This window comes from Bradyrhizobium sp. WSM1253, assembly GCF_000244935.1.
GTDB classification, from domain to species: Bacteria; Pseudomonadota; Alphaproteobacteria; order Rhizobiales; family Xanthobacteraceae; genus Bradyrhizobium; species Bradyrhizobium canariense.
This window is the reverse complement of sequence record NZ_JH600073.1, coordinates 7,168,985-7,182,707: the sequence shown is the minus strand read 5'-3', so window position 1 is coordinate 7,182,707 and position 13,723 is coordinate 7,168,985. Positions and strand designations below refer to the sequence as shown.

Genomic DNA, 13,723 nt, shown 5'->3' with positions numbered 1-13,723 from the left:
ATGACTGTGCTTGTCACCGGCGGTGCCGGCTATATCGGAAGCCACACGGTTCTGGCGCTGGCGGAAGCCGGCGAGGACGTCGTCGTGATCGACGATCTCTCCACCGGTTTCTCGGCCTATCTGCCCGAAGGCGTGCCGCTGTTCATTGGCGATGCCGGCGACGAGAACCTGCTCGAAGGCGTGATCGCCCAGCACAACATCGAGAGCATCATCCATTTCGCGGGCTCGGTGGTCGTGCCGGATTCGATGCGCGATCCGCTCGGCTATTACCGCAACAATTTCACGACCGCTCGCAACCTGCTCAATGTCGCAGTCAAGCGCGGCATCGACCGCTTCATCTTCTCCTCGACCGCGGCGGTCTACGGCGATCCGGACCAGGTGCCGGTGCCCGAGCATGCGCCGACACGGCCGCTGTCGCCCTACGGGTCGTCGAAGCTGATGACCGAGATCATGCTGCACGATGTCGCCGCCGCCTACGGCATGCAATACGTGACCCTGCGCTATTTCAACGTTGCGGGCGCCGATCCGCAGGCCCGCATCGGCCTTGCCACCGTCGGCGCCACGCACCTGCTCAAGATCGCGGTGGAAGCCGCGACCGGCCAGCGCGCCAAGATCGACGTGTTCGGCACCGACTATCCGACCCCGGACGGCAGCTGCATTCGCGACTTCATCCATGTCACGGACCTGTCGCAGGCGCATCGCGCGGCGCTCGCTTATCTGCGCAACGGCGGCGCCTCGACGACGCTCAATTGCGGCTATGGCCGCGGCTACTCGGTGCTGGAGACCATCGACGCAGTGCGCCGCGTCTCGGGCCGCAGCTTCGCCGTGCAATACGCCCCGCGCCGGCCCGGCGACATCATGACCATGGTCGCCGACACCAGCCGCATCCGCGGCCTGCTCGACTGGAAGCCGCAATACGACGATCTCGAGACCATCGCAGCCCATGCGCTGGCCTGGGAGGACAAGCTGTTCCGCGAGCGTCACGGCGAGCTCCGCCACGCCGCCTCGGCCTAGATTCAATCCGGGCGCAAGCCCTTAATTGGGCTTGAAAAGCGCTGGCTTAGCGGGCACAGAGGCCGTTCGATCCCTGACGCGCGGGCAGGCTTATTCCTGTGCCGTCAATGGACTGCGGATGGCTCAGTTTCCAAAGAAAATCACCGACGATCCCTATGCGGCAGCAGTGCTGATTCGCCGCCTGGTCACGGAACAGGGGATCCTCTACTGGCGGCGCTACCTCGTCGCCTTCGCGCTGATGGCGCTTGCCGCCGGATCGACCGCGGGCGCGACCTACGTGCTCGGCCAGGTCATCAACCAGGCCTATGTCGACAAGAACATCCCGGGCATCGCGATGTTCTCGGGCATTACCGTGATCCTGCTCTTCATCAAGGGCGTAGCGACCTACGGTCATATGGTGATCCTGACCAAGATCTCCAACGCGATCCTCGCCACCAACCAGCGCCAGCTGTTCGCCAAGCTGATGCGCGAGAGCGTCGGATTCTTTTCCGAGCGGCATTCGTCGGAATTCCTGGCGCGGCTGACCGCCGGCGCAAAGTCCATCACCGATGTCCTCAACATGCTGGTCAATGCGGTCGGGCGCGACCTCATGATGCTGCTCGCCATGATCGGCGTGATGGTGTGGCAGGATCCGGTGATGTCGTTCATCGGCCTCGTCGCCGTGCCGCCGGCCATGCTGGTGCTGCGCAAGCTGGTCAAGCGCATCAAGGGGCTCGCCTACAACCAGTTCACCGGCACCGCCGACATCCTGGAGACGATGCAGGAATCGCTGCAGGGCATCCGCACGGTGAAAGCGTTCACGCTCGAAGACACCATGCAGAACCGCATCGACGAGAACATCGCGATCGTCGAGCGCAACGCCAACAAGATGGCCCGCGTCGCCAACCGCTCCAATCCGCTGATGGAGATGCTCGGCGGCTTCGCAGTCGCCGGCTGCCTGCTCTATGGCGGCTATAGCGTGGTCGCCCTCAACGCCACGCCCGGCGCGTTCTTTTCCTTCATGACCGCTTTCCTGATGGCGACCGAGCCGGCCAAGCGGCTGGCGCGGCTCAACATCGACCTCAACAGCCAGCTCGTCGGCGCTCGCATGCTGCTCGAAGTCGTCGACAGCCCCGCGAGCGAGCATTCCGACGACGACAAGCCGGCGCTGAAACTATCGACTGCACGCATCGAGCTGCGTGAGGTCAGCTTCTCCTATCGCAACGGTGAGACCGTCCTCAACCGCATGAGCTTTGTTGCCGAGCCCGGCAAGGTCACTGCGCTGGTCGGCCCCTCCGGCGGCGGCAAATCAACCGTGCTGGGGTTGCTGCTGCGCTTCTACGAGGTGACGCAAGGCGAGATCGTGATCGACGGCCAGTCGATCGGCGCCGTCTCGCGAAAATCGCTGCGGGCCCAGACCGCCTATGTCGGCCAGGACGTCTACCTGTTCCGCGACACCATCCGCAGCAACATCGCCTTCGGCCGCGCGGGCGCGACCGAAGAACAAATTATCGATGCTGCGAAAGCAGCCTGCGCGCATGATTTCATCATGGGCTTCCCGCTCGGCTACGACACGCCCGTCGGCGAGCACGGCACGCAACTGTCCGGCGGCCAGCGCCAGCGCATCGCGGTCGCGCGCGCGCTGATCAAGAACGCGCCAATCATCCTGCTCGACGAAGCAACCGCCGCGCTCGATTCCGAGTCCGAGCGGCAGGTGCAGGAGGCGATCGAGCATCTTTGCCAGAACCGCACCACAATCGTGATCGCGCATCGCCTGCACACCATCATGCACGCCGATGCGATCCTGGTGGTCGAGGGCGGCGAGATCGTCGAGCAGGGCCGGCATGACGAGCTGCTCCGCCGCGGCGGGCGCTACGCCTCGTTCTTCCGCCTGCAACATCACGACGCCGGCGCTCTGGCGCCGATCAGCGCAACCGCATAGAGTTCCTTTCACCTCAAGAGCAGCGAGATCGCACCATGAACGCCGCCTCCTACGTCATCCCGCTTCCGACCCAGGCTTCGCTTCCCGTCGTCGGGGAAAGCGGCCGTTATCCCGTGCGCCGCATCTGGTGCGTTGGTCGCAACTATCTCGAGCACATCCGCGAGATGGGCAATGACGAGCGCGCCCCGCCGTTCTTCTTCGCCAAGCACGCCGACATGCTGGTGCCGGACGGCGCCACCATTCCCTATCCGCCGCTGACCAAGGATCTCCATCACGAGGTCGAACTGATCGTCGCAATGAAGAGCGGCGGCCTCAACATTCCCGCCGAGAAGGCGCTCGACCATGTCTACGGCTATGCCGTCGGCATCGATTTGACCCGCCGCGACCTGCAGATCGCTTCGCGCAAGAAGGAGCGTCCGTGGGAGGTCGGCAAGTCGTTCGACTATTCGGCGCCTTGCTCCGCGGTGCAGCCGGCATCGAAGATCGGCCACCCTGCCAAGGGCAAGATCTGGCTCACGGTCAACGGCAAGGAAGCGCAGAAGGGTGACCTCACCGAGCTGATCTGGAACGTGCCCGAGATCATCTGGCAGCTCTCGCAGCAGGTGAAGCTCGCCGCCGGCGACATCATCATGACGGGCACGCCGGCCGGCGTGTCGCAGCTCCAGCCCGGCGACAAGCTCGAATGCGGCGTCGACGGCGTCGGTACGCTGAAGGTGAGCATCGATCAGCCGGAATAAGGCTGAGCTCGAGATCACGGGACAGCAAAGCCCCGGGCATCGCGTCCGGGGCTTTTTTGCGGATTCAAGTTCGTCGCTCGTACGCCCCTGCCGCGTTGATGTCCTTTCCGGTGTAATCGGTCATCATCGCCGTCGCGACCAGCGTCACGACCGCGCAGATCGCGATGTAGACCGCGATCGCGGTCGCCGAGTGGAAGGTGCCGTACAGCCAGGTGGCGATCAGCGGCGCGGGGCCGCCGGCGATCACGGATGCGAGCTGATAGCCGAGTGAGGAGCCGCTGTAGCGCAGGCGTCCGGTGAAGCTCTCGGCGATCAAGGCGGCTTGCGGTCCATACTGCATGTCGTGCGGAATCAGCGACAGGATGATCGCGAGGAAGATGATGGTCAGCGACCCCGTATTGAGCATGGCGAAATAGACGAAGCCGAAGATGCCCGTCACGGCAGCGCCGAGCATATACATGTTCTTGCGGCCGATCTGATCGGAGATATGTCCGCACAGCGGGATCGACACGAATGACAGCACCGAGGCCGAGAGCACCGCGGTCAGCAGGAAGTCGCGTGATACGTGCAGGGTGCCGATGCCATAGGAGAACACGAAGGCCGTGAAGATGTAGAACGGGGCCTGCTCCGACATGCGCGCAAGCGCAGACAGTAGAATCTCCTTCGGATATTCCCGGATCACCGTGAGCATCGGCGTGCGATCGACCTGGCGTTCGGCCACGAGCTTGGAGAACACCGGGGTTTCGAGAATGCCGAGCCTGATATAGAGGCCCACGCCGACCAGGATGATGCTGAGCGCGAAGGGAATACGCCAGCCCCATGCCAGGAACTGATCACCCGCCATCTGGCTGAACACCAGCACGGCAAGATTGGCCAGGAAAAGCCCGCAGGGCACACCGAACTGCGGCCATGATGCGATCAATCCACGGGATCGGTCGTTGCGCGCCCATTCCATCGACATCAGTACCGAGCCGCCCCACTCACCGCCGACGCCGACGCCCTGAATGAACCGCAGCACGGTCAGGATCACGGCGCCCCAGATACCGATGCTGGCATAGGTCGGCACCACGGCCACGGCAGCGGTCGCCAGTCCCATCAAGAGCAGCGTCGCGATCAGCGTGGATTTACGTCCGATGCGGTCGCCATAGTGGCCAAAGATTGCCGCGCCGACGGGCCGCGCGGCGAATCCGACCGCGTAGATCGCAAACGCCTCCAGCGTGCCGACCCAGGGATCGGAGTGAGGAAAGAAGAGCTTTGCGAAAACCAGACCCGTGACGGTGCTGTAAAGAAAGAAGTCATACCACTCGATCGCGGTCCCGATTGTGGAGGCGATCACGGCGCGGCGAAGCTGGCGCTGATGCTCGGGGGCAGAAAGCCGGGTGGCGTCGAGATCGAGTGTTGCCATGGGAGCGCATCCTCAGATTGGCCCCCGCTTGCGTGTTTTCACCTGTTATTGTTGCCGAAAAAACGACGTTGGGTTCCAAGAGTTCCAACCGGCGTGAAATGGGAGGCTAAAACTTTAGTCGGTCGATAAGCCCCGCGAGGGGGGCACTACCAAGCCTTCACCGGCCGATTGGCGTGGCTTGTCTGCGGCACACCGCGATTGAGCGACATGTGCGAATGCACGCAGAGCCAGCTATCGCCATGTCTTGAAAACACCATCGTGGCCCGGCCGGGGCGTGGAAACGCGCTGCCGTCGGGATGATAGCCCGTGCTCGTCCACGGCACGATCACTGTCGCCATTGTGCCATCGGACGATGCCAGGATCGAGGCCTGGTCGATGACGAAACGGAAGTCGGACGTCTTCGGCCAGACGTTGTCCCATTGCGTGGTGACCCATTGGTCGAGGCCGGGAATGACGTCGTTGTGCGTGCCGAACGCCAGCACATCCGGATGGAAGAGCGGCCGCGCCGAAGCATAGTCGACCTCGCGGACATAGCCCGCGAAGGTCTCCAGCCAGTGGCGAAAGAACTGCGTGATCTCGGTATTCGCGGTCGGCAAGGAGGCCATCGCCTGCTCCATGTTCGGCAACTCAATCGCGGCAATCTTTGTTGCCATGAGGCGAACCGTCCAGCAAGATATGTGGAGAGCACCGGTGGAGATCGATCCACGAACCGGGCCGATTTCATGGAGCAGACTCATGAGACGCCTTCTCCTGCTTGCGGCCACGCTTATCGTCTCGTGCAACGTTGTCGGCGCGCAGTCTGGTCAGCCCTATGCTGGCCTTGAGCATCGGCCCATCAAGGCACTCTCGCACCAGCAGATCGAGGATCTTCGAGCCGGACGTGGTATGGGTCTGGCGCTTGCCGCCGAGCTCAATGGATATCCCGGTCCGAGCCATGTTCTCGAGTTCGGTGATCGACTTGATTTGACCGCGGATCAGCGCATCCAGGTTCAGCGCCTCTTGGATGCCATGAAGCAAGAGGCGCTCCCGCTGGGTAACAAGCTGGTCGAGCAGGAAACGGAGTTGGACCGCCTCTTCTCCGCCCGCGTCGTGACATCGGAATCACTCAAGGCGGCCCTCATTGCCATTTCGGAAACCCAGGCACTGCTCCGCGAAAGCCACCTCAAATACCATCTATCGACAACTGCCTTGCTCGACCGGAGCCAAATGCAGCGATACGCGGAGCTGCGCGGTTACCAACGCCCTGATGGCTCTGAAGAACACAAGCACCGTCACTAAACGCGATCACCGCAATGCCGACAGCACGATGAGGCCGAGGATCAGCGCCGTCAGCGAATATTTGAGCGTGTAGTAGACGTTGCGATTCCATTGCTTGACCTTGCGGCTCGCGAGATGGATCTCGTAGAGCTTGCCGAATACCTTGTTGAGCACGCCGACGCTCTCGCCGTCGACGTTCTGGGTTGCAGAGGCCTTGACGATGTGGTGGCTGACCCAGCGGTTGATTGCGGTCATGAAGCCGTATTTCATCGGACGCTCGACGTCGCAGAACAGGATGATGCGATTGACGTCGGTGGCATTCTCGGCGCTGTGGATGAAGGTCTCGTCGAACATGAAGGCCTCACCGTCGCGCCAGATGCATTCGACGCCATCGACCAGGATCCGGCACCTGTTCGAGTTCGGCGTGACGAGGCCGCGGTGGTAGCGCAGCGAACCGGCAAAGGGATCGCGGTGGGCGCCGAGCTTGCCGCCGGGCGGCAGCATCGCAAACATCGCACCATGCACGCTCGGAATGGAGTTGAGCAGCTCCACCGTCTTCGGGCACAGCGTGCGCGCCGAGGGCAGGAAGTCATCGTACCATTTCAGGTAAAAGCGTTTCCAGCCGCTCTTGAAGAACGAGTAGAAGCCCCAATCGTTATTCTTCGCCGCCGCGCGAATGAAGCCTTCGTCGAACAGGCGAACGGCCTCATCGCGAATGGTCTCCCAATTTTCGCTGAGGGCTTTCAGCTCGGGAAACTGATCGACCGGGATCACCGGCTTGTTCGGCACCGCCGAGCCCGCATACATCAGCACATTGTAGGGCGCGAGATAGGTGGAGTGGTCGCCAAGCCGGCGCGCGAAGCGCAGCCGCTGCTTGCCGCGGAAATGAACGTAGATGGTCGATGCCGCCAGCACATAGAGAACGACGAGTTGCGGCGCAAAAAGCAGTTTTAACATCTCCCCAGTTCCCGGTGATTTAACCGGGGACGTGATCTATCCCGACGCGGCCCGAGTGGCAAGATATCGACATGCATCCTGAGGCTGCTCCGCAGGTTGTGATTGGCACGGCCCTGGGCGGGGCGGCGCACAAGGACAAATCAAAGCCGCGTCCACCTCAATACCGGCGTTGCAGCCGCTTTCGGTCGCGTGGTATCTTGGGTTCCACAGGTTGGGAATCTGGAGTTGCGTCTTGGGGATATGGCGGTCGTTGGCGGGCTTCGCGCTCGCGCTGTCTCTGCTTGGAATATCCGTACCCGCGAATAGCCAAGGCGTTCAGCCGCGGCCACAGCAGGGCAAGACGCCAGATCCGGCGCTGCGGGGCCAATGGCTGCGGCAAGGGCAGACATTCGCCTGCCGCGTCGAAACCAAGAAGGGCGCCGCCCCGCCGGATCCTGATTTACTCAGCTTCGCCTGCCAGCGCATGGGCGCGCTGGGCGTCGGCATCTCGGAGGCGTCACTGAAGGCCGCGCTCGGCGAACCGCACCGCAAGCTGCCGCCGGCGAACAACGCAACGAACTATGTGTACTTCCTCGGCAAGGCCGATCAGTCTCCTTATCTCGCCTCAACCGTGAAGGCGAACCGCGTGATCGCGCTTCAGGTCAGCGGGCCGGCACCTGCCCCCGGCTACAGCTTCAACCACATCAATCTCGGCGACAGCACCGAGAAACTGGTGGCGCAGTTCGGCGGCCCCTTCCATGTCGGGCCGAGCGGGCTGGAGAAGACCGAGCTCTGGACCTATCACCCATGGCCCTTCTCATTCGAAGTGCAGGCGGACCGCGTCACGTCAATCCGGATCAGCGATCCGACCGTCTAGTAAACAGATTGTACGGGACCCTGGTCACGCCCGTGACAGGGCCTGGAGACCCTTGAAGGTCAGGCGCTTCGGGTCGGTGACGCCGGCGAGATACAGGCGGCGAATGAACGTGATCACGGCGTCGCGGTCGCAATCGGTCAACGCGACGACGGCGTCGACCGCGATTCTCTGGGCTTCCATTGGGCTCACCTCGGCCTTGCAAGTAACCCCGGCCGAGACAGGCTAGGACTCCGCGGTTAATCCGGCGTTAACCGTTCGGGCAACATGGCCGATTCACCCGAGCGGCCGTATACGCAAAACAACGCATTGCCGGTGCACGCAGCGGCTCACCGCGCGGTGATGCTGTTCTTGAGCTGAGCAAACTGCTTCTTCAGCCGTGGCACCGCAAAGTCCGTGAAGGTCCGCACCTTCGGCACCGAGAGCCGGCCCTGCGGACAGATCAAATGCGCAGGGATCTCGGGATCCTCGTCGCCGGCCAGCACGATCTCGAGCTCGCCGCGCGCGACCTGCTCGCCCACCTGGTACGAATACATTCGCGCCACACCGCGGCCGGCGACGGCCGAGGCCACCGCCGCGTAGGTGCTGTTGACGACGAGCCGCGGCGTGAACTGCACCGTGCGGGCAGCCGACGAGCCGGCCTGCGGCGCAAAGGTCCAGGAATTGGGAAGGTGGGCCATCGCGACGATCTGGTGCTTGGCGAGATCGCCGGGCTCGGTGATGCGCGGGTGCTGCTTCAGATAGCGTGGGGATGCCACCACGACGCGGCTGATCTCGCCGACCCGCATCGCGACCATTGCCGAATCCGCGAGATGGCCGATGCGGAGCGCGACGTCGACCCCCTCCTCGATCAGATTGACCGCACGATCGAACAGCAGGAGTTTTGCCGACACGGTCGGAAAGGCATCGAGAAAAGCATCGAGGATCGGCCGCAGCACCATCTCACCCGACGCCACGGGCGCAGTGATCGTGAGCGAGCCACGGGGCGCCGTGCGGGGCCCGGCCGCAATGTCGTCGGCCTGCTCCAATTCGGTGAGCACGCGGCGACAGACCGCGACATGGCGCTCGCCCTCCTCGCTCAGCTTGATCGAACGTGTGGTCCGGTGCAGCAGCTCGGCACCGACCCGCTGCTCCAGGAAAGCAATGGCGCGGCTCACTGCCGCCGGCGAGCGGCCGAGCTTGCGGCCCGCGGCTGCGAGGCTACCCTCGTCCACCGCAAGGACGAACACCTTCATCGCATCCAGACGATCCATACGTTTCCCGCCAGCCCATCGAGCTCCGACTCCAAGCTAGGCGTTCGCTCCCGCTGCGACAACCACCGCCGGGCGCCGGTCCGGCATTCGTTCGCGCCGCGAAAGAGTGTCTGCCGGACAGCGCATATTCGCAGCCGGCCCGCTGCGGCGTACTTCAATCGCTAAGCCAGCCGCGGCTGGCGCAGATTATGAACGCCAACAACAGGAGCCCGTCATGGGTATCGAACAGAAGGTTGCCATCATCACCGGTGCTTCGCAGGGCATCGGTGCCGCCATTGTCCAGGGTTTTCGCGATCGCAACTATCGTGTCGTCGCGACGGCGCGCTCCATCAAGCCGTCGGGCGATGACGATGTCCTCGCTGTTCCCGGCGACATCTCCGAGAGGGCTACGGCCGAGCGCGTGGTCTCCCAAGCCATCTCCCGCTTCGGCCGTGTCGACACGCTGGTCAACAACGCCGGCATTTTCGTCGCAAAGCCGTTCACGCAGTACACGGCGGAGGACTATGCGGCGGTGATGGGCACCAACGTCGCAGGCTTCTTCCACGTCACGCAGCTCGCCATCGCCGAGATGGAGAAGCAGGGGTCGGGCCATGTCGTCCAGATCACGACCACGCTGGTCGACCAGGCCAATTCGAACGTGCCCTCGGTGCTGGCCTCGCTGAGCAAGGGCGGGTTGAGCGCCGCGACCAAGTCGCTCGCGATCGAATACGCCAGGCGCGGTATCCGCGTGAACGCGGTGTCGCCCGGCATCATCAAGTCGCCGATGCACCCCTTTGCGACGCACGCCCAGCTCGATGCGCTGCATCCCGTCGGCCATATGGGCGAGATGTCCGACATCGTCGATGCGGTGCTCTATCTCGAGGGCGCCTCCTTCGTCACCGGCGAGATCCTGCATGTCGACGGCGGCCAGAGCGCCGGCCACTGAACGCTAGCGCCTTCGCGCGCACGAGGACGACATGACGGACGCAGACGCCAAGCAGCAAGTCCACCCCGACCGCGTCAGCGGTCGGGTTCGACATCGGGCATTTCTTCACAGGCGCCGTCGTGCTCGCACTCGCGATTGATCTTGCGCTGCCGCTTACCACGCGCAAGGCATCGAATGCCGAGGTCGTTGTGATCAGGAGTAACGCATCACGCCGTCGTCGATCCGGCCGAACCGCAAGGAGACGATGTCGAGCGCGTAATTCTGGTAGAGCCGCCACGGTTGCTTCGAGCCCTGCTTCGGCATCTTTGCGACCGAGCGCTGAACATAGCCCGAGGTGAAATCGAGCGACGGCTGCGCGGTAATAGTAGGATCGTCATTATGCGGCATGCACTGCCGGAAATTGTGCCGGCCCATGTAGTTGATGAGCCGACAGACATACTCGCAGGTGAGGTCGCATTTCAGCGTCCATGATGCGTTGGTGTAGCCGAACGCAGAAGCCATGTTGGGCACGTCGGCATACATCATGCCTTTGTAGGTCAGCGTATTGGCGAAATCGACGATGCGGCCGTCGACGCTAACCTCAAGCCCGCCGACGACCTGGAGCACCAGTCCCGTCGCGGTCACGATGATGTCCGCCGCAAGCTCGCTGCCGTCCTTCAGGCGGATACCGTCGTGCGTGAACGTGTCGATCTCTTTGGTGACCACCGAGGCGCGCTGCTCGCGGATCGCCCTGAACAGATCGCCATCCGGCACAAGGCAGAGCCGCTGGTCCCAGGGATTGTAGCGCGGCGTGAAATGGGTCGCGACATCGTAGTCGGGGCCGAGCGCCATCTGCACGCCCTTGAGAACCAGCTCCTTGACCTTCGCAGGGCGGCGCCGACTGAGCTGAAAGAAGAACATCCCCCACATCACGTTGCGCCAGCGGATCAGGTGATAGGCAAGTCGCGTCGGCAGATTTCGCCGCAATTTGTTGGCGACGGGATCCTGCGCCGGGCGCGACACCACGTAAGTCGGCGAGCGCTGCAGCATGGTGACCTGCGCGGCCGTCTTGGCGAGCTCCGGCACCAGCGTCACCGCGGTCGCGCCCGAGCCGATCACGACGACGCGCTTGCCGGCGCAATCGATGTCGTCGGTCCATTTCTGCGGATGCACGACGCGGCCGGCGAAATCCGCGACGCCCGGAAACTCCGGCGTGTAGCCTGCCTCGTACTTGTAATAGCCCGAGCACATGAACAGGAAATTGCAGGTGAAGCGCACGGTTTCTGCCATGCCCTCGCCGGTGATGCTCTCGGCCTCAATGGTCCAACGTGCGTCCGGCGTCGACCACGCTGCACGCTTGACGCGATGGCGGAAGCGGATGTGCTTCTCGATACCGTTCTCGGCAGCGGTTTCGCGCACATAATTGAGAATCTGCGCGCCGTCGGCGATCGCCTTCGGATCGGTCCAGGGCTTGAAGGAATAGCCGAGCGTGAACATGTCGCTGTCGGAGCGGACGCCGGGATAGCGAAACAGATCCCAGGTGCCGCCGATGCAGTCGCGCCCCTCGAGAATGACGTAGCTCTTGCCCGGGCATTTGGTCTGAAGATGATAGCCCGCGCCGACGCCGGACAGGCCGGCACCGACGATCAGCACGTCGAAATGTTCTTGCGACATTTGTTTCCTCCGCCGTCAACGATTGTCTGACCGGGACGATCCCTCGTCAACCGGCAATCGCCCCCTGACACAACCGCGAGGAGACACGTGCGTCGCGCTCAAAACAACAAAGCCCCGGATCGCTCCGGGGCTTTGCGTCAATTGTAGATGCGATCAGCCGATCAGTACCGGTAATGGTCCGACTTGTACGGGCCTTCCTGCTTGACGCCGATGTAGTCGGCCTGGTCCTTGCGCAGTTCGGTCAGCTTGACGCCGATCTTGGCGAGATGCAGCCGGGCCACCTTCTCGTCCAGCGACTTCGGCAGCACGTAGACTTCCTTCTTGTACTTGCCGTCCTTGTTGTTGGCGAAAAGCTCGATCTGCGCCAGCGTCTGGTTGGTGAAGGAGGCCGACATCACGAATGACGGATGGCCCATCGCGTTGCCGAGGTTCACGAGGCGGCCTTCCGACAGCATGATGATGCGATGCTTGTCGGGGAATTCGATCTCGTCGACCTGCGGCTTAATGTTGGTCCACTTCAGGTTACGCAGACCCGCGATCTGGATCTCGTTGTCGAAGTGACCGATGTTGCAGACGATGGCGCGATCCTTCATCGCGCGCATGTGCTCGATCGTGATGATGTCCTTGTTGCCGGTCGCGGTGACGAAGATGTCAGCGCGGGGCGCGGCGTCTTCCATGGTCACGACTTCATAGCCTTCCATCGCCGCCTGCAGCGCGCAGATCGGATCAACTTCGGAGACCATGACGCGGCAGCCGGCCTGGCGCAGCGAGGCGGCCGAACCCTTGCCGACGTCGCCGAAGCCCGCGACCATCGCAACCTTGCCGGACATCATCACGTCGGTGCCGCGGCGAATGCCGTCGACCAGCGATTCACGGCAGCCGTAGAGGTTGTCGAACTTCGACTTGGTGACGCTGTCGTTGACGTTGATGGCCGGCCACAGCAGCGTGCCGGCCTTCTGCATGTCATAGAGACGATGCACGCCCGTGGTGGTTTCTTCGGAAACGCCCTTGATGCTCTTGGCGATCTCGGCGAAGTAGCCCTTCGGCTTCTCCTTAAGCTGCTTCTTCAGAAGCGCGAAGAAGACTTCCTCTTCTTCCGAACCCGGCTTGTCCAGGAACTTGGTGTCGCCGTTCTCGGCGCGCAGGCCGAGATGGACGTACATGGTGGCGTCGCCGCCGTCGTCGAGGATCATGTTCGGGTGACCGCCGCCGTGCCAGTCGAACAGCTTGGCGGTGTAGTCCCAGTATTCGGTAAGGCTCTCGCCCTTGACGGCGAACACAGGAATGCCGGCGGCTGCGATCGCCGCCGCGGCGTGGTCCTGCGTCGAATAGATGTTGCAGGAGACCCAGCGGATGTCGGCGCCGAGCGCTGCCAGCGTCTCGATCAGCACGCCGGTCTGGATCGTCATGTGCAGCGAGCCGGCGATGCGTGCGCCCTTCAGCGGCTGCTTCGGGCCATATTCTTCGCGGGTGGCCATCAGGCCGGGCATCTCGGTCTCGGCGAGCGAGAGCTCCTTGCGGCCGAAATCGGCGAGCGAAATGTCCTTGACGATGTAATCGGTGAAGCCGGGCTTCGCGTTCATGTCTGTTTCCTAGTGGTGGGTCTGGCGTGTCAGTAACGAAGCAAACGAAGCGCCTTGCGGCACAGTCTTCTCCCTCTCCCCGTTCTTGCGGGGAAAGGGCTGGGGTGAGGGGCTCCATCCGCGCACTGAGCCAGTGGAGAGTCCCCCTCACCCGCCGCTTCGCGG

At 63.1% G+C, this 13,723-nt stretch carries 13 protein-coding genes; 6 read left to right on the top strand and 7 right to left on the bottom strand.

The genetic code is table 11. The features are described from left to right. The 3 genes from galE to BRA1253DRAFT_RS34650 all read left to right on the top strand — a co-directional run bounded on the left by galE (position 1) and on the right by BRA1253DRAFT_RS34650 (position 3,672). Entirely contained in the window at positions 1-1,014 is a 1,014-nt protein-coding gene (gene galE, locus BRA1253DRAFT_RS34660; RefSeq protein WP_007601992.1) for a UDP-glucose 4-epimerase GalE, read from the top strand. A 118-nt stretch (positions 1,015-1,132) separates the two neighbouring features. Further along, positions 1,133-2,935, top strand: coding sequence for an ABC transporter ATP-binding protein (locus BRA1253DRAFT_RS34655; protein ID WP_007601991.1), 1,803 nt, complete (start codon positions 1,133-1,135; stop codon positions 2,933-2,935). Positions 2,936-2,970: 35 nt separating this feature from the next. After that, positions 2,971-3,672: a fumarylacetoacetate hydrolase family protein gene (locus BRA1253DRAFT_RS34650; protein ID WP_007601990.1), complete on the top strand. Its 702-nt coding sequence runs from the start codon at positions 2,971-2,973 to the stop codon at positions 3,670-3,672. A 64-nt stretch (positions 3,673-3,736) separates the two neighbouring features. Here BRA1253DRAFT_RS34650 and BRA1253DRAFT_RS34645 read toward each other — a convergent pair whose 3' ends face one another. Together BRA1253DRAFT_RS34645 and BRA1253DRAFT_RS34640 are read right to left on the bottom strand one after the other, a co-directional pair. Continuing rightward, complete coding sequence (locus BRA1253DRAFT_RS34645; RefSeq protein WP_007601989.1) at positions 3,737-5,077, bottom strand: MFS transporter; 1,341 nt, start codon at positions 5,075-5,077, stop codon at positions 3,737-3,739. Between the two features lie 146 nt (positions 5,078-5,223). Then, the gene (locus tag BRA1253DRAFT_RS34640; protein ID WP_035995651.1) at positions 5,224-5,682 is read right to left on the bottom strand and encodes a nuclear transport factor 2 family protein; all 459 of its coding nucleotides are present in this window, start codon (positions 5,680-5,682) and stop codon (positions 5,224-5,226) included. A gap of 130 nt (positions 5,683-5,812) precedes the next feature. On the opposite strand from BRA1253DRAFT_RS34640, the gene BRA1253DRAFT_RS34635 reads away from it, so the two are divergent. Continuing rightward, entirely contained in the window at positions 5,813-6,355 is a 543-nt protein-coding gene (locus tag BRA1253DRAFT_RS34635) for a periplasmic heavy metal sensor (RefSeq protein WP_035994551.1), read from the top strand. 6 nt (positions 6,356-6,361) lie between these two features. Here BRA1253DRAFT_RS34635 and BRA1253DRAFT_RS34630 read toward each other — a convergent pair whose 3' ends face one another. Continuing rightward, the gene (locus BRA1253DRAFT_RS34630; protein ID WP_007601987.1) at positions 6,362-7,291 is read right to left on the bottom strand and encodes an aspartyl/asparaginyl beta-hydroxylase domain-containing protein; all 930 of its coding nucleotides are present in this window, start codon (positions 7,289-7,291) and stop codon (positions 6,362-6,364) included. 232 nt (positions 7,292-7,523) lie between these two features. On the opposite strand from BRA1253DRAFT_RS34630, the gene BRA1253DRAFT_RS34625 reads away from it, so the two are divergent. After that, entirely contained in the window at positions 7,524-8,147 is a 624-nt protein-coding gene (locus tag BRA1253DRAFT_RS34625; RefSeq protein WP_007601985.1) for a hypothetical protein, read from the top strand. 24 nt (positions 8,148-8,171) lie between these two features. Here the strand turns inward: BRA1253DRAFT_RS34625 and BRA1253DRAFT_RS44770 are convergent, their stop codons facing one another. Together BRA1253DRAFT_RS44770 and BRA1253DRAFT_RS34620 are read right to left on the bottom strand one after the other, a co-directional pair. Further along, on the bottom strand, positions 8,172-8,327 hold the full coding sequence (locus BRA1253DRAFT_RS44770) for a hypothetical protein (RefSeq protein WP_007601983.1): 156 nt from the start codon (positions 8,325-8,327) through the stop codon (positions 8,172-8,174). A gap of 146 nt (positions 8,328-8,473) precedes the next feature. Next, positions 8,474-9,397, bottom strand: a complete 924-nt coding sequence (locus tag BRA1253DRAFT_RS34620) for a LysR family transcriptional regulator (protein ID WP_007601982.1) — start codon at positions 9,395-9,397, stop codon at positions 8,474-8,476. Between the two features lie 214 nt (positions 9,398-9,611). Between BRA1253DRAFT_RS34620 and BRA1253DRAFT_RS34615 the strand changes: the two genes are divergently transcribed. Further along, entirely contained in the window at positions 9,612-10,322 is a 711-nt protein-coding gene (locus tag BRA1253DRAFT_RS34615; protein WP_007601981.1) for an SDR family NAD(P)-dependent oxidoreductase, read from the top strand. 192 nt (positions 10,323-10,514) lie between these two features. Here the strand turns inward: BRA1253DRAFT_RS34615 and BRA1253DRAFT_RS34610 are convergent, their stop codons facing one another. Beyond that, entirely contained in the window at positions 10,515-11,975 is a 1,461-nt protein-coding gene (locus BRA1253DRAFT_RS34610; RefSeq protein ID WP_007601980.1) for an NAD(P)/FAD-dependent oxidoreductase, read from the bottom strand. A gap of 161 nt (positions 11,976-12,136) precedes the next feature. Then, the gene (gene ahcY / locus BRA1253DRAFT_RS34605; RefSeq protein WP_007601979.1) at positions 12,137-13,558 is read right to left on the bottom strand and encodes an adenosylhomocysteinase; all 1,422 of its coding nucleotides are present in this window, start codon (positions 13,556-13,558) and stop codon (positions 12,137-12,139) included. Positions 13,559-13,723 lie beyond the last annotated feature (165 nt).

Bases quoted from the DNA above. Each gene is read 5' to 3' on its own strand.
- BRA1253DRAFT_RS34650 (WP_007601990.1), top strand. From the start codon at position 2,971: ATGAACGCCGCCTCCTACGTCATCCCGCTTCCGACCCAGGCTTCGCTT.
- BRA1253DRAFT_RS34620 (WP_007601982.1), bottom strand. From the start codon at position 9,397: ATGGATCGTCTGGATGCGATGAAGGTGTTCGTCCTTGCGGTGGACGAG.
- galE (WP_007601992.1), top strand. From the start codon at position 1: ATGACTGTGCTTGTCACCGGCGGTGCCGGCTATATCGGAAGCCACACG.
- ahcY (WP_007601979.1), bottom strand. From the start codon at position 13,558: ATGAACGCGAAGCCCGGCTTCACCGATTACATCGTCAAGGACATTTCG.
- BRA1253DRAFT_RS34640 (WP_035995651.1), bottom strand. From the start codon at position 5,682: ATGGCCTCCTTGCCGACCGCGAATACCGAGATCACGCAGTTCTTTCGC.
- BRA1253DRAFT_RS34610 (WP_007601980.1), bottom strand. From the start codon at position 11,975: ATGTCGCAAGAACATTTCGACGTGCTGATCGTCGGTGCCGGCCTGTCC.
- BRA1253DRAFT_RS34645 (WP_007601989.1), bottom strand. From the start codon at position 5,077: ATGGCAACACTCGATCTCGACGCCACCCGGCTTTCTGCCCCCGAGCAT.
- BRA1253DRAFT_RS34635 (WP_035994551.1), top strand. From the start codon at position 5,813: ATGAGACGCCTTCTCCTGCTTGCGGCCACGCTTATCGTCTCGTGCAAC.
- BRA1253DRAFT_RS34630 (WP_007601987.1), bottom strand. From the start codon at position 7,291: ATGTTAAAACTGCTTTTTGCGCCGCAACTCGTCGTTCTCTATGTGCTG.
- BRA1253DRAFT_RS34655 (WP_007601991.1), top strand. From the start codon at position 1,133: ATGGCTCAGTTTCCAAAGAAAATCACCGACGATCCCTATGCGGCAGCA.
- BRA1253DRAFT_RS34615 (WP_007601981.1), top strand. From the start codon at position 9,612: ATGGGTATCGAACAGAAGGTTGCCATCATCACCGGTGCTTCGCAGGGC.
- BRA1253DRAFT_RS44770 (WP_007601983.1), bottom strand. From the start codon at position 8,327: ATGGAAGCCCAGAGAATCGCGGTCGACGCCGTCGTCGCGTTGACCGAT.